At 53.5% G+C, this 20134-nt stretch carries 21 protein-coding genes and 3 pseudogenes; 17 read left to right on the top strand and 7 right to left on the bottom strand.

Annotation, left to right across the window (positions count from 1 at the left end; translation table 11 throughout):
* Nucleotides 1-997: 997 nt before the first annotated feature.
* The 6 genes and pseudogenes from C1N84_RS22880 to C1N84_RS22855 all read left to right on the top strand — a co-directional run bounded on the left by C1N84_RS22880 (nt 998) and on the right by C1N84_RS22855 (nt 4529).
* Nucleotides 998-1528 (top strand): JAB domain-containing protein, encoded by a 531-nt coding sequence (locus C1N84_RS22880; protein WP_394542041.1) that lies wholly within the window; start codon nt 998-1000, stop codon nt 1526-1528.
* A gap of 128 nt (nt 1529-1656) precedes the next feature.
* Nucleotides 1657-1755 (top strand): annotated as a pseudogene (locus tag C1N84_RS22875) (conjugation system SOS inhibitor PsiB family protein); the annotation flags it as partial.
* A gap of 667 nt (nt 1756-2422) precedes the next feature.
* Nucleotides 2423-2593 (top strand): hypothetical protein, encoded by a 171-nt coding sequence (locus C1N84_RS22870; RefSeq protein WP_394541942.1) that lies wholly within the window; start codon nt 2423-2425, stop codon nt 2591-2593.
* On the top strand, nt 2593-2958 hold the full coding sequence (locus C1N84_RS22865) for a type II toxin-antitoxin system PemK/MazF family toxin (protein ID WP_278708925.1): 366 nt from the start codon (nt 2593-2595) through the stop codon (nt 2956-2958). The genes C1N84_RS22870 and C1N84_RS22865 overlap by 1 nt, the downstream gene beginning before the upstream one ends.
* Before the next feature lie 978 nt (nt 2959-3936).
* Nucleotides 3937-4187 (top strand): annotated as a pseudogene (locus tag C1N84_RS22860) (DUF905 family protein); the annotation flags it as partial.
* Complete coding sequence (locus C1N84_RS22855) at nt 4182-4529, top strand: hypothetical protein (RefSeq protein WP_394542047.1); 348 nt, start codon at nt 4182-4184, stop codon at nt 4527-4529. The pseudogene C1N84_RS22860 and the gene C1N84_RS22855, both read left to right, overlap by 6 nt.
* Nucleotides 4530-4923: 394 nt before the next feature.
* Here the strand turns inward: C1N84_RS22855 and C1N84_RS22850 are convergent, their stop codons facing one another.
* On the bottom strand, nt 4924-5409 hold the full coding sequence (locus C1N84_RS22850) for a GNAT family N-acetyltransferase (protein WP_394541941.1): 486 nt from the start codon (nt 5407-5409) through the stop codon (nt 4924-4926).
* A gap of 144 nt (nt 5410-5553) precedes the next feature.
* Between C1N84_RS22850 and C1N84_RS22845 the strand changes: the two genes are divergently transcribed.
* A complete protein-coding gene (locus C1N84_RS22845) occupies nt 5554-6156 on the top strand; it encodes a site-specific integrase (protein WP_394541940.1) in 603 nt (200 codons plus the stop codon).
* A 117-nt stretch (nt 6157-6273) separates the two neighbouring features.
* Here C1N84_RS22845 and C1N84_RS22840 read toward each other — a convergent pair whose 3' ends face one another.
* The 3 genes from C1N84_RS22840 to C1N84_RS22830 all read right to left on the bottom strand — a co-directional run bounded on the left by C1N84_RS22840 (nt 6274) and on the right by C1N84_RS22830 (nt 9058).
* The gene (locus C1N84_RS22840; protein ID WP_394541939.1) at nt 6274-7023 is read right to left on the bottom strand and encodes an alpha/beta fold hydrolase; all 750 of its coding nucleotides are present in this window, start codon (nt 7021-7023) and stop codon (nt 6274-6276) included.
* Between the two features lie 288 nt (nt 7024-7311).
* On the bottom strand, nt 7312-8049 hold the full coding sequence (locus tag C1N84_RS22835) for a metallophosphoesterase (RefSeq protein WP_394541938.1): 738 nt from the start codon (nt 8047-8049) through the stop codon (nt 7312-7314).
* A gap of 7 nt (nt 8050-8056) precedes the next feature.
* The gene (locus C1N84_RS22830; protein ID WP_280173492.1) at nt 8057-9058 is read right to left on the bottom strand and encodes a transposase; all 1002 of its coding nucleotides are present in this window, start codon (nt 9056-9058) and stop codon (nt 8057-8059) included.
* 540 nt (nt 9059-9598) lie between these two features.
* Here C1N84_RS22830 and C1N84_RS22825 point away from each other — a divergent pair.
* Complete coding sequence (locus C1N84_RS22825; RefSeq protein WP_394541937.1) at nt 9599-10555, top strand: hypothetical protein; 957 nt, start codon at nt 9599-9601, stop codon at nt 10553-10555.
* A gap of 121 nt (nt 10556-10676) precedes the next feature.
* Here the strand turns inward: C1N84_RS22825 and C1N84_RS22820 are convergent, their stop codons facing one another.
* The gene (locus C1N84_RS22820; protein WP_394541936.1) at nt 10677-10835 is read right to left on the bottom strand and encodes a hypothetical protein; all 159 of its coding nucleotides are present in this window, start codon (nt 10833-10835) and stop codon (nt 10677-10679) included.
* Nucleotides 10836-10855: 20 nt separating this feature from the next.
* Nucleotides 10856-11227, bottom strand: a pseudogene (locus C1N84_RS22815) (Rpn family recombination-promoting nuclease/putative transposase); the annotation flags it as partial.
* A gap of 24 nt (nt 11228-11251) precedes the next feature.
* Here C1N84_RS22815 and C1N84_RS22810 point away from each other — a divergent pair.
* The 8 genes from C1N84_RS22810 to C1N84_RS22775 all read left to right on the top strand — a co-directional run bounded on the left by C1N84_RS22810 (nt 11252) and on the right by C1N84_RS22775 (nt 17234).
* Entirely contained in the window at nt 11252-11473 is a 222-nt protein-coding gene (locus C1N84_RS22810) for a hypothetical protein (protein ID WP_394541935.1), read from the top strand.
* 435 nt (nt 11474-11908) lie between these two features.
* Nucleotides 11909-12397, top strand: a complete 489-nt coding sequence (locus tag C1N84_RS22805; RefSeq protein WP_394541934.1) for an antirestriction protein — start codon at nt 11909-11911, stop codon at nt 12395-12397.
* A 195-nt stretch (nt 12398-12592) separates the two neighbouring features.
* Entirely contained in the window at nt 12593-12793 is a 201-nt protein-coding gene (locus C1N84_RS22800) for a hypothetical protein (RefSeq protein ID WP_394541933.1), read from the top strand.
* A gap of 653 nt (nt 12794-13446) precedes the next feature.
* Nucleotides 13447-15282 carry a DUF4942 domain-containing protein gene (locus tag C1N84_RS22795; protein ID WP_394541932.1) on the top strand — a complete coding sequence of 612 codons (1836 nt, stop codon included), beginning with the start codon at nt 13447-13449 and terminating at the stop codon, nt 15280-15282.
* Between the two features lie 89 nt (nt 15283-15371).
* Nucleotides 15372-15818 (top strand): conjugation system SOS inhibitor PsiB family protein, encoded by a 447-nt coding sequence (locus C1N84_RS22790; protein ID WP_394541931.1) that lies wholly within the window; start codon nt 15372-15374, stop codon nt 15816-15818.
* Entirely contained in the window at nt 15815-16639 is an 825-nt protein-coding gene (locus C1N84_RS22785; protein WP_394541930.1) for a plasmid SOS inhibition protein A, read from the top strand. Before C1N84_RS22790 ends, C1N84_RS22785 begins: the two co-directional genes overlap by 4 nt.
* The gene (locus C1N84_RS22780; RefSeq protein WP_021507956.1) at nt 16636-16917 is read left to right on the top strand and encodes a type II toxin-antitoxin system RelE/ParE family toxin; all 282 of its coding nucleotides are present in this window, start codon (nt 16636-16638) and stop codon (nt 16915-16917) included. Before C1N84_RS22785 ends, C1N84_RS22780 begins: the two co-directional genes overlap by 4 nt.
* On the top strand, nt 16917-17234 hold the full coding sequence (locus C1N84_RS22775) for a HigA family addiction module antitoxin (protein ID WP_394541929.1): 318 nt from the start codon (nt 16917-16919) through the stop codon (nt 17232-17234). The genes C1N84_RS22780 and C1N84_RS22775 overlap by 1 nt, the downstream gene beginning before the upstream one ends.
* A 184-nt stretch (nt 17235-17418) precedes the next feature.
* Here the strand turns inward: C1N84_RS22775 and C1N84_RS22770 are convergent, their stop codons facing one another.
* Nucleotides 17419-18468, bottom strand: coding sequence for an SDR family oxidoreductase (locus C1N84_RS22770; RefSeq protein ID WP_394541928.1), 1050 nt, complete (start codon nt 18466-18468; stop codon nt 17419-17421).
* Between the two features lie 96 nt (nt 18469-18564).
* Between C1N84_RS22770 and C1N84_RS22765 the strand changes: the two genes are divergently transcribed.
* Nucleotides 18565-19446: a LysR family transcriptional regulator gene (locus C1N84_RS22765; protein WP_394541927.1), complete on the top strand. Its 882-nt coding sequence runs from the start codon at nt 18565-18567 to the stop codon at nt 19444-19446.
* The last annotated feature ends 688 nt before the right edge of the window (nt 19447-20134 follow it).

Below are 20134 nucleotides of genomic sequence, written 5' to 3'. Positions count from 1 at the left end.
AGATCGCCTCGCTCACCGTCCTCGCCCGTTCACACTCGCCTCTGCGGACTTACTTCCCGTCGCGCCTCCGCTCATGCTTCGCGTCATCGCCGTCTGTTACCCTGCGTCCCGCTCGCTCGCTTGCGCTGCGAACTGCGGCGTCGCTCCTGAAAACTCTGCTTTTCGCCGGGCTGTAATTCAGTCACGGCACAGGTCGGGACGGCTATACATTCTGACTGTGGTGGTTTCTGATAAACACAGCACTGCACGCGCCCCGGGCGGCGCAAATTCTTGACGGTTAGGTGAAAAGCGCTTTCTGCCGATGCTTTTTGCCGGCGATTTCATGCGCGCCGAACTTCGAAAGTGGTTAGTAAAGATATAAGACTAACAAAAATTAAATTAATTACTCATGGGCCTCCTTCGGCGCCCCGGCAAGCCGGGTCGTCGAGCCCTATGTCGCTAAGCGGCAAAGCCGCCAAGCGCCACCGAACCCCTGCGGGTTTCGGCCGCGAGCGGTTTCGGGCTGATGTCCAGGGTCAACGGCTGCAGACGGCTGCGCCGTCGCGTTCACCGTCCCGGCCTGTCGCCGGGACTTTAAGGTCAGTCCGCGGTGCGGCCTGAAACTTCCCTTCTGACGCTTCCCTGCATTCCGGCCAGCCCTTGCGCGGAGGGCTGGTCGTAGCACCGCCGGTTCAGGCAGAAAGGGGTGAAATGTACGCCGCCAAAAACTTTTTGCCGGGGCGTCAAAAACTTTTTGTCGTCGCCCCTTTATGCCTTCACTTCGTCGTTGCTCCTTTGCCCCTGCCGCGAAAGGCCAGACCGGAAAGAGAAAACCCGCGTCAGAGAAGGCCTTTGCCGGTCCCGCAGCACGCGCTGCACTACTCAGGCGGATTTAAGGAGCTATGCCATGCAGAACACCACCGTAAACCTCACCCCGGATACGATTACCGATTGCGCGCTGACCGAAATAATGACTAGCCATGATGATCAAAACATCATCGATACCGCCTCTGAATCTATGGCTACTCGTATAGAAACCCTGAGTGATAACGTTAGTTTTTTCACTCGTCTGCAGATTCGTGATGCGCAGGGGAATTACGTTATGGCCACTGAGAGTCAGATCCTGGAAGAAGCCGTGCGAGCAATCGATTATCGTTACCCCACCGGGACCTTTTTTGCCTCAGCGGCGGTTTCTGAAGAATTTTTCAGAGCAAAACTTGCCGGCCGCGACCGGGAAATTTTTGCAGTTGCCTTTCTGAATAACCAGCATCAGTTGCTTGCTTACGAGGAGATGTTTCAGGGGTCTGTTTCAAGCGTCGAAGTGCACCCCCGGGTTTTGGTATACAGGTCGCTGCAGCTGAACGCGGCGGCTATAATCGTGAGCCATAATCACCCCTCATTTTTGAAAGAGCCTTCACGGGCTGACATTGCTATCACAGGACGTTTGAAAAAGGCACTTGAGCTGGTCGCTGTGAGGCTGATTGACCATATCATTGTTGCAGGCAACGAAACTGTTTCACTGGCACAAATGGGGCATATCGACGGTTAAACCGTTGCAATGACCTGGCTGGCAGGGCTGCCCCTGCAGAATGCCGCACCGGCCCGATAGACGGGCCGGATCTGTGACCAGAGACAGAGCTGAACACTATGACCTGAGAAGAAAAATTTACACTCAGTACCCTGCACGCGTTAACCGGCTGCGATTTTGAAGCCTACCGTGACCGTGGCGAAATATACCGTCAGCGTAATAGCGCAGCCGTACTTAATGCGCTGTAATTGCCTGACAGCTGGCGCATGGACTGTGAAATACGGGCTGAGTGAGGCGGGGCATATGCGGTATAACTGCGGCAGCCCCGCGCGAAGGCGGGCTGGCTAGCCCGTCATGCTGCTCGCTTATATGGTGTGCAATCGTCGCAGACACACGCATCCGCTGCCTCTTGCGCCTGTACGTCAGCGATCGCCTCGAACTAGCGGCGCTGAAGGTGATACTTGCAAAAATCGCAGAGTACACGCGGGCGGGCTTTACAGGCGCCGGTGAGCTTGCCGCCGCGATTCGGACGGGGAGCACACGGTATGATCCGGACCTCACAGGCACTGGTGCTACTGCTGCCGGAGTGACAAAACTCTCTATGGGGATAAGAACTGACGCAGCATTAGAGATACATCGCATGCATGGCTTCTTAAACCGGAAGATCGTATGCAGCAGACCGTCAGCTATGAACGTTCCATGGGAATTATTCGTTGATAAAACAAACAATGTAGTGTGACTTAGTGTTACCCTGTGATAGTCTATGTGTTACTAAGTCACACACTGGAGGGCATATGGCATCAACAAGACTTCGTCAGCAGGGCGGGGCCGTCGTGCTGACCATCCCGAGCGACATTGCAGCAAGAGCGGGCTGGACGGTAGGCATCGAGCTGGACGGTAGGCATCGAGCTGGACGTGACCGCTGAGGGCGAGACCGTAAATATTGTGCCGGTAGCGCGTGTACCGCGTGGTCGCCGCACACTGGCACAGCTGCTGGCCGGTATTGATCAGCAGGAAATTCATGGCTATAACGAAGAAACATCTGACGGCCTGAATGACGCGCCGCAGGGCAGGGAGCATATCTGATGGTTTCAAGGAGGGTGCCACAGAAGGGTGAAATCTGGCACGTCAACGGCGATCCGGTGGAAGGGCGTGAATTTAAGGGACCGCACTACTACCTGGTAATCTCGCAGCGAGAGCTGGTGGCGGCACTGGGAACAGCGGTTTGCGTGCCTGTAACAAGCGGCGGCGGCGCGTCACGCTCGCAGGGTGTGACCGTATATCTGGATGGCAACAGCACGGACACCGGTAAAGTGACCGGCGTAGCGCTGTGCTATCAGCTGCGCTCGCTTGACCTTACGGCGCGCAGAGCAAGCTATGCCGCTACGGTTGAGCCATACGTTATGGATGAGATATTGTCGCTGGTGGTTGATCTTATCGATCCGCGCTAAACAACGTAGAACTTACACGTGGCCTGCTGTTGAAGAATAAGATTATCGATTCTGGATATATCCTGAAGGGCGACAGGAAAAACATTTTTCCATCACGGTCAGGGCTAACTTGCGCATCACCTTCGAATTCACGGACGGTGATGTTTATATTCTCAACCTGGAAGATTATCACTGATTGGCATGTTTAATCCCCCGCATCCGGGCGGCCTGATTACCGAGTATATTGAAGACAATAAAATTGGCCTGCGAGTGCTAGCTATAGAGCTGGGCGTGTCCGCTTCGGCGCTGAGCAAGGACGCCAGCGGTGCGGCTGGAGGCGGGGCTGGGTATTGCGGCGCGTCTCTGGTTATCCATGCAGGCCGCCTGCGATCTGCACAAGGCGCGTGCCAATACAGACGTTTCAGGCGTACACCTGCACCCGGGCGTGCTTGCTGCTCCTCCAGAGGAACGGCCGGGCAAATAATCCCGGCAACTGATGCCCGCAGACCGCGCCACCTGGCGCGGTTTTTTTATGGGATTTTCTGCCAGCATCTGAACAGCAACACCGACGCCCTGCGGGCGGGGATCCCCTTCACGCGTTCAATGGATTCAGCGTAGTCAGTTCTCTGATCAGCTGTTTCAGCCTGCCGCCGGTAAAGTCGTATTAACAGCAAAAGCAAAAGCCACCTTCGGCTCCCCGGCAAGCCGGATCGTCGAGCCCAATGTCGCTAAGCGGCAAAGACGCCAAGCGCCACCGAACCCCTGCGGGTTTCGGCCGCGAGCGGTTTCGGGCTGATGTCCAGGGTCAACGGCTGCAGGCGGCTGCGCCGTCGCGTTCACCGTCCCGGCCTGCAGCCGGGACTCTGAGGTCAGTCCGCGGGGCGGCCTGAAACTTCCCTTCTGACGCTTCCCTGCATTCCGGCCAGCCCTTGCGCGGATGGCTGGTCGTAGCACCGCGCGGCGGTAAGCAGGATCACTCATTTCTGACAGGAGCACAACATGCCCTCAATCCCGGGCAGCACCCTACCTGAACTGCACAGCGTGGCCGCGCTGGGCGACGGACCGTTTACGCGCGCGCAGGCGATATCCTTAACGGCCGCTTTCAGCAACGTTTTTATTGAAGACGATCAGGGCAGTCATTTTCGCCTGGTTGTCCGGGAGCTGGCGGGTGGGCTGATCTGGCCCGCGTTTAATTTTGACACGATGCGGGCTACTCGCTGCGTCGTTACATCAACAGCCGGGGCGTGCGTCAGGCTTCGCTGGATACGTACTTTTCAGCGCTGACCGCGCTGAACACCATCACCATGACCCTTGCAGAGCGTCAGGAGTCAATGGCGATCATTCTGCGCGATGCCGCCCGGACGGCTGTGGCAGCGGTGCCGGACAACTCTGTGCTGATGCCAGCGGCGGTGTTCGGGGCCTGGCAGCGGGCAGGGCAAATCGCGCTGGCGCACTTCGGGCTTCCGGGGGAAAGGGCCTGGTTTAAGGCGGGCCAGTGGCTGACCAGTGGGCTGGAACAGCGCGGCAACGTAAGGCCGCTGCTTAAATGGTGTCTAACAGCTACCGTGTTAAGTTCCGTGCTTATCGCTTAAAGTCGCGTTTAACACCCCCCTAAGCGTCAGCAGCAAGCTGCCGCCGCCAAGGCCCCGGAAATCACGCCCTTTACGTCGCAAGCGCCGTAAAGCCCGCTCACCGGGGTTGAAAGGGGTTACATAAACTTCTTCATTGCTGAAAGCGGGGTTAGGCTAATCAGGGAAGGGGATGGACTTGCAGTCTTTATGGGTCATCAACCGGCTACGCCGGGCGTACGGCGCCGTTTACCATCGGAGTTATATCTCACATCATCTGGCGCCTCCATGACGCCAGGGCGTCATTCAGAAGGCCGGCTGCGCACTGCTCGCCCGCCGTAATTGCTTTAAATCGGATTACGATGAAACATTGCGTCCGCTGTGTGCCAGGAGCGGATGTTAGAGTCGATTAATACAATCAGCGCAATGCCTTTGAAAAACAGACAGCTTCGGTCCTACCAATATATGGACCATAATTTTCAATACGGACATAGCCATTTTTTTTGTAGAAATTTACGGCCCGATAGTTGATGTGCCGTGTTTCCAGCCTAAGCTCGATATATCCCATCTCTTTTGCAGATTCTTCAAGGAAAATAAGTAAAGCACCACCAACCCCTGGCACACTTCGGTCTGAAAACATTCTTTTTAGCTCGGCTATATTTTGCGTTAATGGCCGTATAGCTCCGCATCCTATCGCTTTGCCTTGAGGGTTCTTTGCTAATGCCCATAAGGCTTTGTCATCACTCATTGCTTCAGCGGTGAAATGGCTTTTGCCGTTATCACCAGTAATAGCGGCAAGTTCTGCTGACAGCAATTCGATTAGGTGATGGGATTCTGAAGAAAATGGATCTGATTTCTCTACTGTTATCATGGTTATACCCTGCAGGATGAGTGTGACCAACATAAAGCATCCTGCTAAGGAAAGCATCAGACCAAAACGGGTGATGGTACAATACTGTGTTTCCAAGCTATTTCGAGGGTGTAATGTCTGTTCCTCGCTCATGAGGGACAATCATACTTAAATCTCCTACATTGCAGGAGATTGAGTATGAACACGTCACCGTGGAACAAAAATCGTATAATCGGACAAAAAAGACCGCTTCAGATATCTCATCTCTGGGGGATACGAATCAGACTTGAACTGGAAGGCAAAACGCGCGATCTAGCCATGTTCAACATGGCTTTGGACAGTAAACTTCGTGGCTGTGATTTGGTAAAACTCAAAGTATCTGATGTTGCATATGGTAGCTCAGTTTCAAGCAGAGCAACGGTGTTGCAACAGAAAACCGGTAGCCCTGTACAATTTGAGATAACCAAAGGTACAAGAGAAGCTGTTGCTGCATTAATAAAGCTTGCCAATCTACACAGTAAAGACTACTTGTTCCAATCTCGGGTCGGTTCTTGCCAACACATTTCAACCCGCCAATACAACCGTATTTTTCATGGATGGGTAGAAAAGCTTGGTCTCGAAAATTCGCTGTACAGCACACATTCCATGAGAAGAACAAAACCTTACCTGATCTACAAGAAAACCAAGAATCTCCGGGTGATCCAGCTTCTGTTGGGTCATAAGAAACTGGAAAGCACAGTCCGTTATCTGGGCATTGAAGTCGATGATGCGTTAGAGATCTCTGAATCGATTGAAGTATAAGGTTGCCAGGGCTGCAACAGCAGCCCTGTGCCACGAACAGCCCTCCGTTATCGCCCGGCTCTGAGTATGGTGCTGGGCACCAAGCTGCGAAACTCAATTGAGTGCTGAATTTTACTGCTACTCACCGACAAAATTTGACAGTGCAAGAGAAAGATAACCCGGTTGTTCCCATGACATGCAATGCCCACAATTATCAAGGATTACCGTTGAAATTCCTGACTTGACTAAATAATCGACATCGTCGTCTGGTAACGACCATTCACCAAAGATCAGCTGTTTACGCACTGGCAATTTAATAAATCGCTCAAGCCAGTCACCGCCTGCTATCAGACTTGAAGCACCTCGCCAGACCGCCCAAGGAGCATCAACAGCGAGGCTTCCCGCCCAGGGGCCTGATTCGTTTTCAATCATTTGTTTCCAGTGTTTGTTTATGAACTCTTCTTCACTGTGACTGCATATCTGCCGACTGAAAAAACCGCCCCCGGGCCTAAAATTAGGTTCAGATACCACAAGTCCCTCCATGCGATTTGTGATTAAGCCTGCCGCTTCAATACTGATACTCCCCCCCATACTGTGCCCGTAAATAAAACATTTATTCAGCCCTAAATACCTTACTAACTCTGCCACCACACTGGCCTGGTCAGTGATTGAATAGCTGTAATCACGAGGTTTTTCACTGTAGCCACACCCTGGCAAATCTATAAGAATCGCACGTCTTTTATTTAAACGAGGGTCTGTGGCGATAAGTGGATATTCGTACGAAGAAGCACACCCTAGTCCGTGCACAAATATCAGGGGTGTTCCGCTGCCGGGCAGATCCTGCCAGCGGACGAGACAATTTGCAGTGGATGAAAAGAAAGATTCCATAGAGTCGTCAATACTGGCTGAGTTTAAAGACGTCAGTATCTTTGCATTGAAGCCCGCAGACAAGGCTCAGATGTATAGGTTTCTGTTATTTACTGACCATTGATGGTCGTGTTTAGACCTGATCCCTTTTAATGAATACACGACTAAGCAAGCAAATTCTTTACGAGTAATGACAGCTACGGATGTCCGCTTTTCGCTCATAGCGGACATTAATGTCAACCCGGACAGCTTTAAGATGGTGGTTATGGCAAATGCCGCAGATCCCATTTTACGGATAACTATAAATTCTCAGACACAGACATGATGGCTGCTAAGTTTCCCCCGCTCATAACGGTGAATCATCAGCATGGGGCTTTCACGCACGGGCGGAACACTTACCGACCCAAACCATAATGGATTGGCAGGGCAGACCGAACCACAGATGTTTACCGGGATTCCCGCAAAGGTGCCACCAACAGGGCGGTGAACGTGTCCTGAAGAAACAGCCAGCAGCCTGTCCGGGTATCTTCTTATCAGCTCTTCAAACTCACTCAGTCCCCTGCATATCGTTTCATCCAGAGTAGGTATCCCGGAAGGAAAAATGTGATGGTGAAGAAACAGCAGAATTGGAGCATCATCAGTCTCGCCAAGTTGATTTTCCAGCCATCCCATGCGTCCCGAAAGTGACCCATAATTCTGTTCGCTCACGGTTGAGTCCATGCCCGCCAGGCAAATTCCGCCTGCATTGTGACTGAAGTGCAGAAACTCTCCCGTAGAGTCAGGTAACCAGCGTTCGTTACCCCACGTCTTTCGCATACAGCCTCTATCGTCTGAATTACCGGGTAGTATCAGGGTGGGGTAAGCCTGTTCTTCCAGTTGCGCAGCTATCCGGACGTATCCCTCATCCCAGCCCCCGTCCGTCAGGTCACCACTCAGAACCATTATGTCCGGCCCCACCTGTTCAAGCCACGACAGGACCTGCTCCAGGCGCTGAAGGTGATCATTATCGGGAGCGGCGTGAATATCTGTTATCTGCGCTATCAGCATGAATACCTCACGATGAGCTGATACCGGCAGTGAATTCAGCATCAGAACCGAAAATTTTTCCGGAGTTAAGTACGCCATAGCACCAGTGAATCAGCTTTCGCATCACTGCCCCGATTGCCACCATTCTGGGCTTACCCCTCAGTAAAAGCTCTTCATAGAAGCTGCGCATCCTCTTATTACAGCGTCTGGCACAGAGTGCCGCCATATACAATTTTGCCCGCAGCTGAGGTGGTCCGATTTTAGACATCCTGGCTTTACCACGCACGGACGTCCCCGATCGTTTTTCAATTGGCGCTACGCCCATAAAGGCGGCAACCTGGCTTGCTGACTCGAAATCATGGCTCCGCAATACTATCAGCATGTTCATGCCCAGCTGAGGACCCACTGCCGGTATAGAAGTCAGAAGGTCATAGTCTTGTTGCAGCGATTCGTGTGCTTTAATGTGAGTTTTAATCAGCTGCTCAGTGGCTTTCACCTCTTCCCGGAGGATTCTGACCATGCGCAGGCACGAGCTGATAACGTCAGGTGGCGTATGCGTACTCTGGTATTTTTCCAGCCGGTTTTCTTCACGCACGGCGTCGCTCAGCAACGCATCACGCCGGCGGATAAGCGCGCTGAGGTATCGGACTTCATCCGAGGGCGGCAACCACCGCTGGGGCTTTTTCAGTAATGCATAGCAGGCCAGCATGTAAGCATCCACTTTGTCCGTTTTAGTCAGAATGCCCATGCCCCGGGCAAAATCCCGGCTGCGGTGAGGGTTGGCCAGCGAAACGTATCCTCCTGCCTCATGCAGTGAGAATGCAAGGCGTTCGTGGTAAACGCCCGTCGCTTCCATAATCAGATGAACGTCACCGGGGCCGCAGTGCTGCAGACGCAGCCAGCGAAAAATATTAGCCGCGGCGGTGCCGTCATTTTTTATCTTTTTTGTTCGAATTCGCCCCTTTATCCCGTCATAAAGCATGCAGAGATCAAGGGTGTCTTTACTTACGTCTATGCCTACAGGAAACATCATCATTCTCCTCTCACAGTGACAGTCACGCCTGTTCGCCTTGTACATACGGAGTCGTGCTCCCGGTAATCGTTCAACAAAATGTGCTGGCGTGAAAGGTGAAACAGAGGGCCATAAGCTGCCAGACAGGATCAGAAATCGTCCTCAGGGAGGGGACTGGCTCACTCTGTTCCGTGTGATGGTAGCTAATCACCACATTATGTTAGATACAAGGGAGGGGTTGGGCTTTCGCCACCATAAGCCCTGTAACCGGCTACGCCGGGCTAACGGCGCCAGCTGGCATCTGAGCCGTCCTTAGCGTTTTATGGCGCCTCCATGCCGCTGACGCGGCATTCAGGGGCAAACTGCGCACTGCTCGTCTGCCTATCCATCTTAAGATGGATAGGCAGAAGCCAGCTTTAATCAAATCACCATTAAATATTCGTTAATCCATCTACTTACTAAAACCTAAAATTTGATATAATTATATTGATTTTTATTCATCCTGTTTATATGTCATTAATAACTTAATGTAGTGATAAAATTTAAACGGAGTTTGTTATGTCTATTAGTGAAGATTTTAATTCCATTATAAAGAAGCAGTCTTTCAGAGCAGCGCTACATAAGGGGTTGAACTTTATCCTTTCCGGAAAAATAAAGGCGCTGGATGGATTTTCTGTGGTACAACTATTTAGAATAAATGATATTGCCCCATTAATATATTCAAAGGATGATAATATTGGATTAAAATCATCTTTTCCATCATATGAAGCATTAAACAATTGGGCTCAATCCAATGGTTTTTTTAAGGAAAAATACATTGAAAGGGATGTTCCTAACAGCTCACCTGTAAAAGTAGGCTGTAAATATCGTGCTTTTTATGGCAATAATGAGGGGTTGACCCTTCTATTTTGTCGTCAGGATGCAAAGCAAAAGGAGTATTCTTCCATAGGAATGGAATATTTCCATGGCATTCTTGCTCAAATTTATCAGACACAAGAACAGTTAGAATCATTCTACGACTCCTGGGGTATAATCATTTCAGAAGTATTGTCTTTGTGTGAAGATCGTACTTTTGATAATGATAAAAAACAATACTCGTCTCATAGCACATTGCAAGATCTCACTACAATAAAGAATTATTTTGATAATAAGAATAATGTTTCGCGTGAAGGTTTAAAGATTTTAGATTCTGTAGTGGAAATAGACCACCTTAAATATAAAAAATCATGCGCTAGTGATGAATGGATTTTGATGATTCCATGTTATGCATGGGTTAATAGAAAGGTTGGTCATCAGTTAGAGCTGAAATTAAAGAATAAATCAATTTCCATGGGGAATATAGGACCTTTTAATGCAATAGAGCTGATTAAATTATTTTCAAGCTTTTATCCGGAAGACAAATTCCATGTGAATATCCTTGCTAATGATATAACTCGCATATGTATGTCTTTTAACCTGGATTATCAAATCAGCTCTTTATTAAAAAGCGAAATTGAGAGGGTTTTAAATGGTTAGATACCTTTTCATCAGTTTGCAGAGTTAGAGAAAACCCTTTAGGGGGCAATTTGGATATAGAGAACAGCACTTGAGTACCGGGCGCGACGTTATAGCACCCCGATTGAAACCCAAACTGCCGCTACAAGGAGCCTCCTAACGGCTCTGCCATCTGGTTTTTATCTATCAGGGGGGTGTACAGCTGAGCACCGCCATTCAGCAGCGTGCGTAATTCTGCCGGCAGCCGGGACGACAGCATCTGAGCGCCATCGTCGAGTGGTTTATACAGTTCAGTGGACATAATTTTCCTTTATCTGCGAATCAGTGGCGAATTTTTTTGAAATCGTCGTCTGACAGCCCGGTAAGCTCCCTTACGGATTCAAGCGGAATACCTTTTGCCAGCAGATTACGGGCGACCTCCATTTTGCCTTCCATGCGCCCTTTCTCCCGCCCCTTCTGCTCCAGCTGCTGTGCAATCGTCATCAGTTCGTCCTCATGCTGCGGCACTCTCTGCGCCAGGTTGCGTACAAAGGCTTCGGCGTCGTCAGTTTCGCCCGCCTGTACGAGGTAGTTTATCAGAGAAACCAGCTGCTGTCCCGTCAGGTGACCAGCCAGCAGGGTGGCGGCAAGACGGTCCAGCAGATCGGCCAGGTCGCGCCGGTGTATGTGCTTCTGCAGCAGCGTCAGCGCCGCCTTATCATTACGGAGAAGAAAAACATGAATACGCAAATCCCTGAAAACGCGCTGGCCGACGACGTGGCAGACCTGGAAGAATCGCTGTATGAGTTACATCTGCGGCTGCGCGACATGACAGCACGCCACCTCTGGCACGGTGCCAGCCTTGAGCAGCGAATGACCGGCTTACTCATTGAGGGAATCGACAACGACTTAGTGGAACTCTACCGGCGCGCGGCGCAAATCCGGAAGCACTATCGCTAGGTGGGTTAAAAAATAACCATATTGCATAAGCCCTGCCGGCACGTGGCGGGGCTTCGTTTATCCACAGGGTTCCGGCGCCGATATGCACGCCGGCTGTGGACAGGACTGAGAGGAAAAGGACGTTGCTGCGCGCCGCTTTCATGCCGCCTGCGGCGGGGGAGGAAAAACGTGCGGTCTGCGGCCGGTGCCGTGACTTCACTTTAGCCCGGCCGCTGCGTGTTCAAGAGATCGCTTCGCTCGCCGTCCTCGCCCGTTCGCACTCGCTCCGGCGGGCTCACTCCCGTCGCGCCTCCGCTCATGCTTCGCGTCGCCGCCTCCCGCTCGCTTGCGCTGCGGCCTGCGGCGTCGCTCCTGAACACTCCGCTTTTCGCCAGGCTGTCATTCAGTCACGGCACAGGCCGGAACAGTTATCCACTCTGACTGCGGAGGTTTCTGATGAACACAGCACTGCACGCGCCCCAGCCGGTGCAAATCCTGGACGGTTACGTGAAAATGCGCTTTCTGCCGATGCTTTTTGCCGGCGATTTCATGCGCGCCGAACTCAACATATACCAGTATGCCTATCGCTTTCTCAGCGACTATGACGGCGGCTTATGGGAGTTCGCGCAGCTGCCCGGCGGCGGTGGCTTTATGAAGCCGGAAGGGGAGGCGCGCTGGCACTTTTCAAATCCGGGCAATAACAGCGAGCTGGACGTAAGCACGGAGGCGGCGGGGATCATCATCACCGCGCTGGTTCTCAATCACCGGAGCTGGATGTATGAACGACACGATGAAGAAGAACTCTGTGCACACTACTGCGAACGCCACCGGCAGCTGATGAAGTACGCCGGTGAACATCACGAAGCAGACGCGAGTTTTCCGCGCGCTGGACTGATTGACTGCGCGGGCGGTGTTGCCGCCGCCCGACCATGCAATGCGGGCTGACGATGGAGGGATTCCACATCCGGCAGCGGACCCGTCTGAGCGCGCGTAAACCCCATGGCCACCCCTGGCTGACGCCAGCGGTGGCCGCGCCGGTATCAGGACAGACAATACCGGTTAAGCAAATATTAAAACCAGCTTGAATTTATACATGTAATCAGTCAGGATGCGCGCTTGAAATTAATTAAAGGATATCTGATGCAAACCAATAAATATGCCATGGATGAAATGCGCCCGCCTTTCGCAGAATTTAATGGCGTCACTTTTTATATTGATGATTTTATGAAAATGTACGAGGAAGGCGCAAGAATCACACAAAAACTGCTGTCCGGTGAAATGCTGACTACGTGGATGCAAGGGGACGAGATGATTTGCGAGGTGACACATCAGGACGCCTGAGATTAGCGGGTGTTGATTTATATTGTTGATATTTAGAGTATTTATCTTGCTCTCCGGGATCTCGAATAAGTGTGATTTTCTGTCGTGAAAATTACAGAAAGCCTAAACCTACTGAAATAATAAAACTCTGATTCCCTGAACTCAGAGTCTTTTGAGCTTTTCGCTAAAAACCATAAGGTCTTTTGTGAAGATGTCTGATATTCACGAGACATTAAAGTTTTTATTTCTTCGCAGCAAGAGTCTTTATATTTAAGAGTCCTTAAGGTCACGGCTAATTAACAGCAACAGCAACAGCAACAGCAACAGCCGGGGCCCCCTTCGGCGCCCCGGCAAGCCGGGTCGTCGAGCCCTATGTCGCTAAGCGGCAAAGCCGCCAAGCGCCACCGAACCCCTGCGGGTTTCGGCCGCGAGCGGTTTCGGGCTGATGTCCAGGGTCAACGGCTGCAGGCGGCTGCGCCGTCGCGTTCACCGTCCCGGCCTGCAGCCGGGACTCTGAGGTCAGTCCGCGGGGCGGCCTGAAACTTCCCTTCTGACGCTTCCCTGCATTCCGGCCAGCCCTTGCGCGGAGGGCTGGTCGTAGCACCGCCGGTTCAGGCAGAAAGGGGTGAAATGCACGCCGCCAAAAACTTTTTGCCAGGGGCGTCAAAAACTTTTTGTCGTCGCCCCTTTATGCCTTCACTTCGTCGTTGCTCCTTTGCCCTTGGCGCGAAAGGCCAGACCGGAAAGAGAAAACCCGCGTCAGAGAAGGCCTTTGCCGGTCCCGCAGCACGCGCTGCACTACTCAGGCGGATTTAAGGAGCTATGCCATGCAAAACACCCTCGTAAACGTCACCCCTGATGCAACCACCGATCGCGCACCGATCACCGCCGCCGGCGATGTCATCATGGATACATTTTTTGCGCCTGCAGACACCGATCTGATTGACGGGCTGCTGGGCAGTTACCGCCTTATGCGCACGAAGTTAGCGGATATTTCTGCCACTATTCGCAGCGGTGTGAACAGCGAAGCTGTCGCATATTTTCTGAGCGGCAACCTGCACCGGGAACGGGGTTATCACGTGCCCCCGGTAGGAAAGCTGTTCGACCTGCCCGGAGCGGTTGCGTCGCTGAATGCTGACTTCTGGCAGAAGGCGCTGAGCCTCACCGACGTTTACGAGTACATGCCCAACGAGCGCCGCAACGAGTGGAACGAGCAGATCCGCGAGATGAAAGCGCCAGATTTTGAAGAAAATGCGGTACGTGCGACGCTTTCCGAGCTGCTTTTCTCTCGTCAGAAATTTTTCTCCGAGCGCGTGGACGGTATTTTTCGCAGCCTGTCACGCAGCCACGTGACCAACCGCCCGGAAGGCTTCAGCAAACGCATGATTATCGAGTGCATGTTTGATCAGTGGGGCATGTGCAATTACGAGCGCACCGGCTATGTAGATGACCTGCGCAAAGTGATTGCGAAGTTCATGGGCCGCGATGCGACCGGCCTGAACACGACCAATAAAATTCTGAACATCGCGCGCGCCCGTTCGGGTGAGTGGGTTGCCATCGACGGCGGTGCACTGCGCGTAAAAGCCTTTATGAAAGGCACTATCCATCTGGAGATCCATCCGGACATGGCCTGGCGTCTTAATGACATTCTGGCTTTCCTGCATCCGGCGGCTATCCCTGCGGAGCACCGTCAGAAGCCGCGCACAAAGGTAAAAAGTTTTGATCTGCATTCGAATCTGCTGCCTTTTTCTGTCCTGAGCGTACTCGGTGATCTGGAGACAGAACGCACCGAACCTTTAAAGCGCAGCCGCTGGGAAGAACCGCGCCCGCCGTTCACTACAAACCCTTTTAACCGCCGCATTAAGGGTTATTCGGATGAAGATAAGGCCGCACGCGCGGAAGCGGAAAAAGTGCTGCTGAGCCTGGGCGGCGTGAAAATGAATATTAACGCTTTTACCTGGTTTGAATTCGATTACGACCCGACCACGGCGCTTGAAGATATTCAGCTTACCGGCGCGCTGCCTGAGCAGAAAACACATCAGTTTTACCCGACCACGGGGAAACTCGCCGCGCAGCTGCTTGACGAGGCGGACATACGGGAGGGGGAAACCTGCCTGGAGCCGAGCGCGGGCATGGGCGGTTTAGCCGACCTGATGCCGAAGGCGCAGACGACCTGCATCGAGGTTTCGCCGCTGCACTGCCGCGTGCTGGAGGCCAAAGGCCACAACGTAATCGAAGCTGATTTTCTGGCGTGGGCGCAAACGACGCCGCAGCGCTTTGACGTGGTGGTGATGAATCCGCCTTTCAGCGAAGGCCGCGCCGTGGCGCACCTGAATGCGGCGGCGGCGCTGGTGAAGGCCGGCGGACGTCTGGCAGCCATTCTGCCCGCAGGCAGCGACCGCAAAAACCTGCTGCCGGGATGGGACTGCAGCTGGTCCGAACCGATGGAGGGCATGTTTGCGGGAACCGGGGTTCGTGTAGTGCGCCTGATGGCGTACAAGCCGGAGTAAACCCGGCACGGCTGGCAGGGGTGACCCTGCCGGATACCGCACCGGCCCGATAAAAGGGCCGGATCCGACCCGAGACAGAGCTGAATACTATGAACCGTGAAGAAAAATTTACACTTAGCACGCTGCAGGCCTTCTCAGGCTGCGACCTGGAAGAACTTAGCGGGCAGGGCGAAGGCGCACGGCTGCGTATGTGTGGCGTGGTGCATAGCGCGCTGCAGTTGCCAGACAGCTGGCGCATGGACTGTGAAATGCGGGGCGAGTGGGGCGGGGTGTATCCGGTACACCTGCGGCTGACCCGAGCGGATGTCGCCGGGCTGGCCGTCGAGCTGGTCAGCCCGTCAGGCTGCTCGCCGGTATGGTGTGCAGTCGTCGCAGACACCCGCACCCGCTGCCGCCTGCGCCTGTACGTCAGCGATCGACTCGAACCAGCGGCGCTGCAGGTGATACTTGCAAAAATCGCTGAGTACACGCGGGCGGGCTTCACCGGTGCCGTTGAGCTTGTCGCCGCGATGCGGATGGGAGGGCACGCCGCATGATCCCGACTTCACAGGCACTGGTGCCTCTGCTGCCGGAACGGCAGGCCGCGCTGCAGGCGATTGCAGCCGTGGAGCGGGCACAGAAGCGGGGAGCCCGGCTGTCGCGTCACCCTTACGCGGCGGCGTTTATGAAGCAGCTGAGCGGCGGAAGCCGCATCAGCGTCCAGGCTCTGAACCGCATCCGGGGTATTTATCTGCGCCCGCGCGTAAAACGCGCGCCGCTGCCGGAATGGGAAAGCGCCCTGGATATCTTTCTCAGCACGGCGGGCGAAGTCTGTCCGCTGCCGCTGCCGGGAGAGCTTGCCGCAACCCTGTTTCCGGAAGCTGTATTCAGGCGATCTGAGCGCGCCGCGCATGCGGCACAGAAGCGGGCAGGCCACGCGCAGCGGCGCGAAAGGCAGGCGGAGGATTACCGTGCACGCCAGCTGGAGAACCGCATCCGGCAGGCAGAAACAGAGCTGGCGTTTCGCACGCCGGAGACGCTGCGCGAATGGTTTAAGGCCTGGTGCGACTGCGTTCCGGAATATGACCTCAGGAACATGATCGCGACCTGGTCGCGCCGGTTTCCGTCGCTGACCGGGCTTGAAACACTGCTGCCATACGCTCCGGATGCGGCCTGCGACGTGGCCGGAGAAATTTACCGACGCGCGCAGTATATGAACCCCGATCAGCATGTGATGAATCGCTGGGTGGTGCCAAACAAACTGACGGCCCGGCACGTCCTTTCTGCGGACACTGAAAAAATGACAACAGGATGTGTTTCTCGACAGGAAACATATGATATACTGTTTCTCAACGGGAAACGCGGAGCCGAAAAGTGATTAAAAGCTGGAAGCACAAGGGATTACAGAAGCTGTTTGAAAAAGGCGATATCAGCGGCGTGCAGGCTAAGGACGCTGAACGCATCCGGCTTCGCCTGCTGGTCATTGATGAGGCTATTTCTACCGATGAATTCAAAAACTACCCGGGCTTTCGTTTTCATCCCCTGAAAGGCGACAGGAAAAACCTTTTTTCCATCACGGTCAGGGCTAACTGGCGCATCACTTTCGAATTCACGGACGGTGATGCTTATATTCTTAATCTGGAGGATTACCACTGATGGGCATGTTTAATCCCCCGCATCCGGGCGGCCTGATCACCGAGTATATTGAAGACAATAATATTGGCCTGCGCGTGCTGGCGAAAGAGCTGGGCGTGTCCGCTTCGGCGCTGAGCAAAGTCGCCAGCGGTAAGGCTTCTGTCAGTCCGGAAATGGCGGTGCGACTGGAGGCGGGGCTGGGTATTGCGGCGCGTCTCTGGTTATCCATGCAGGCCGCCTGCGATCTGCACAAGGCGCGTGCCAATACGGACGTTTCAGGCGTACACCTGCACCCGGGCGTGCTGGCTACTCCTGCAGAAGAACGGCCGGGCAAATAATCCCGGCAACTGATACCCGCAGACCGCGCCATCTGGCGTAATGCCAGTCAGTTAAGCATCTGGCTGGCGTGACAGGCGAGTGCTTGTCAGCTAAGTATGCTGTTGCTGGTATAAACAACGATCGTTTAAAAATAATCAGGCTTTGAAAGGCGCATTCAGGTGCGCCCGAAAATTATCACCCTCGCTAAGGAATGATCCGCGCAGCGCGAAGTTGGGCAAACAGCGCAAAGAACATTTCGTCGGTGGCCTGATGGCCATTGAAACCCGACCGGCGTAATTTGCTGCCATCACCAAACATGTCGTAGTCCCAGCCAAAAACAAAATCCGCAAACTGACCATCATTAAGCTGCAAAATATCGGATTCAATGAGCGTATGTTGTTTGGCCAGTGCACGCCAGACGCTGCGGTAATCCTGGAACAATTGCTGAAATGTCAGCTTCACTGCGGGTGCCGTTTCCAGTTCAAACCAATGTGCAATGGCGGGCCACAGTTCGCTCCAGCGCCAAACATCGCCGTTATTCACATTAAACGCCTGGTTTTGAGCGCCGGGCGCCTCGGCGGCCCATAACGTTGCCCGTGCCAGTAGCGTCGCATCTGTATGGTCAACAATACTGTTCCACGTCCGCCATGAACCGGGAAAGCGCAACGGCAAGCCTTGTGCTTTGCATAATGAAGCATAAAGCGCGATGGTCAGCGCCAGATTCATGGCATTGCCGGGCACTGCGCTGCCCACCACGCCGGGGCGCAATGCGTGCCAATTCCAGCGTTTCCCGCGCTGATATTCACTTAGCCAGCGTAACTGCTCAGCATTGAATTCAGCACCGGGCACGCCTGGATCGCTTTCTCGCGCCGGCGTTTTAAACGGTCCTAAATGCGCGCCATACACTTTGTATCCTTGCATCAAACTGACAGTGCGTAACGGCGCGACTTTTTCAATATGAGTGACCAGGTTGCGCAGCATCGTCACATTGGGTTCCACCATCTCCTGCCAGTTAGCCGCATTAAGCCATGCGCTGTAGAAAATATGTGTGACCTGATGGAGCGGTGCTAACGCCTGTGCGCTGTGTTGCGCATCCAGTAAATCCACACTGATCATTGGAAACTCATTCCGTGAAGTGGTCTGGCGTGAAAGTCCAATCACCTGCCATTGATGTTGCTGCAAAGTGTTTACCAGCTGGCTGCCGACGATGCCGGTTGCGCCGGCCACTAAAGCAACGCGTTGTTGTTGAGACATAGTTTTCTCCTGAGAACAAGACATGCTCAGTGTTATCTATTAACTTTATTGCTGATATCCCTCTAACCAGATGTCACTTATCAGAAAAATCATTAAATGAATAATAAACTCAACGCCATCAACACGTTTATCCGCGTGGCAGAAGCCGGATCTTTTTCTGCCGCCGCACGACAAGTCGGAATGAAACAATCTGCGGTTAGCCAACAGATTGCCGCGCTGGAGGAAGATCTGGGCGTGGTGTTGCTGCATCGCACCACGCGAGCCATGGCATTAACCGAGCAGGGCGAGCGTTATTTGCAGCAAATGCGGCCAATGCTTGCCGCGATGGTGGAATTTGAAAGCCAACTGCGTCCCACGCAGCAAGCGTTGCAGGGCAACGTGCATATCCAGTTGCCGAGCGGTTTAGGCCAACTATTCCTGCCGCATTTGTTGAGATTGCAGCAGCACAATCCGGAAATGCATCTGAATATCTCGCTCGACGATCGCATTGCGGAGCTCGTGAGTGAAAGGGTGGATATCGCCTTGCGCCTGAGTGAAACGCCGCCAGAACTTTTTCCGGCGCGTTTACTGGCGCGTATTCAAACACCGCTGTTTGCGGCACCTGAGCGGGTGCACCAGCAGCCAATTACCTCACCAGAAGAGTTGGCTTTTACTCCGCATGTGCGCTTCAGCGCCATAGCCCACGATGCGCCGCTAAAGCTGATTAGCGAGGATGCAACGCTAGCGATTAAGGTGAACACGGTTTTTCGCGCTAATAACAGCGAAGGATTATTACAGGCTCTGCAAGCTAATATCGGTATAGGCGGCATGCAACTACCGTTGGTTACAGAAGCCATAAAAGCGGGGACGCTGGTGCGGATCCTGCCTGAATATCGCCTGCCTGACCGATTTCTTTATGCCGTTTTCCCTGATGCTCGCTTTATACCCTTGCGAGTCAGACGCATCGTTGAACTGATTGAACAGGTTTTGGCAGATTGAGTGAGATGTGAGGTTACGATCACAATAAATGATGTAATGCCGTTCAGTTAAATACCAAATTCAATTACCGCACATTTCGTAGCGGCGCGATTAATCGCGCATACTACTAGCAGCACCATGCCCATCCATGCTTCGCGCAATAAATTGCACCGCTACAAAATTGTGCGTGCTGTTTACTCTTAACTGACAAGCATTTCGCCATCTGGCGCGGTTTTTTTATTGAACATTCTGCCAGCATCGGAACAGCAACACCGACGCCCTGCTGGCCGGGATGCCCTTCACGCGTTTAACGGATTCAGCTTAGTCAGTTCTCTGTTTAGCTGTTTCAGCCTGCCGCCGGTAAAGTCGCATTAACAGCAACAGCAACAGCAAAAGCCGGGGCCCCCTTCGGCTCCCCGGCAAGCCGGGTCGTCGAGCCCTATGTCGCTAAGCGGCAAAGCCGCCAAGCGCCACCGAACCCCTGCGGGTTTCGTCCGCGAGCGGTTTCGGGCTGATGTCCAGGGTCAACGGCTGCAGACGGCTGCGCCGTCGCGTTCACCGTCCCGGCCTGTCGCCGGGACTTTAAGGTCAGTCCGCGGGGCGGCCTGAAACTTCCCTTCTGACGCTTCCCTGCATTCCGGCCAGCCCTTGCGCGGAGGGCTGGTCGTAGCACCGCCGGTTCAGGCAGAAAGGGGTGAAATGCACGCCG

It is taken from the genome of Pantoea sp. SGAir0418 (assembly GCF_043529865.1).
Note: the sequence above shows the minus strand (reverse complement) of the source record. Positions and strands in the feature narration are given on the sequence as shown.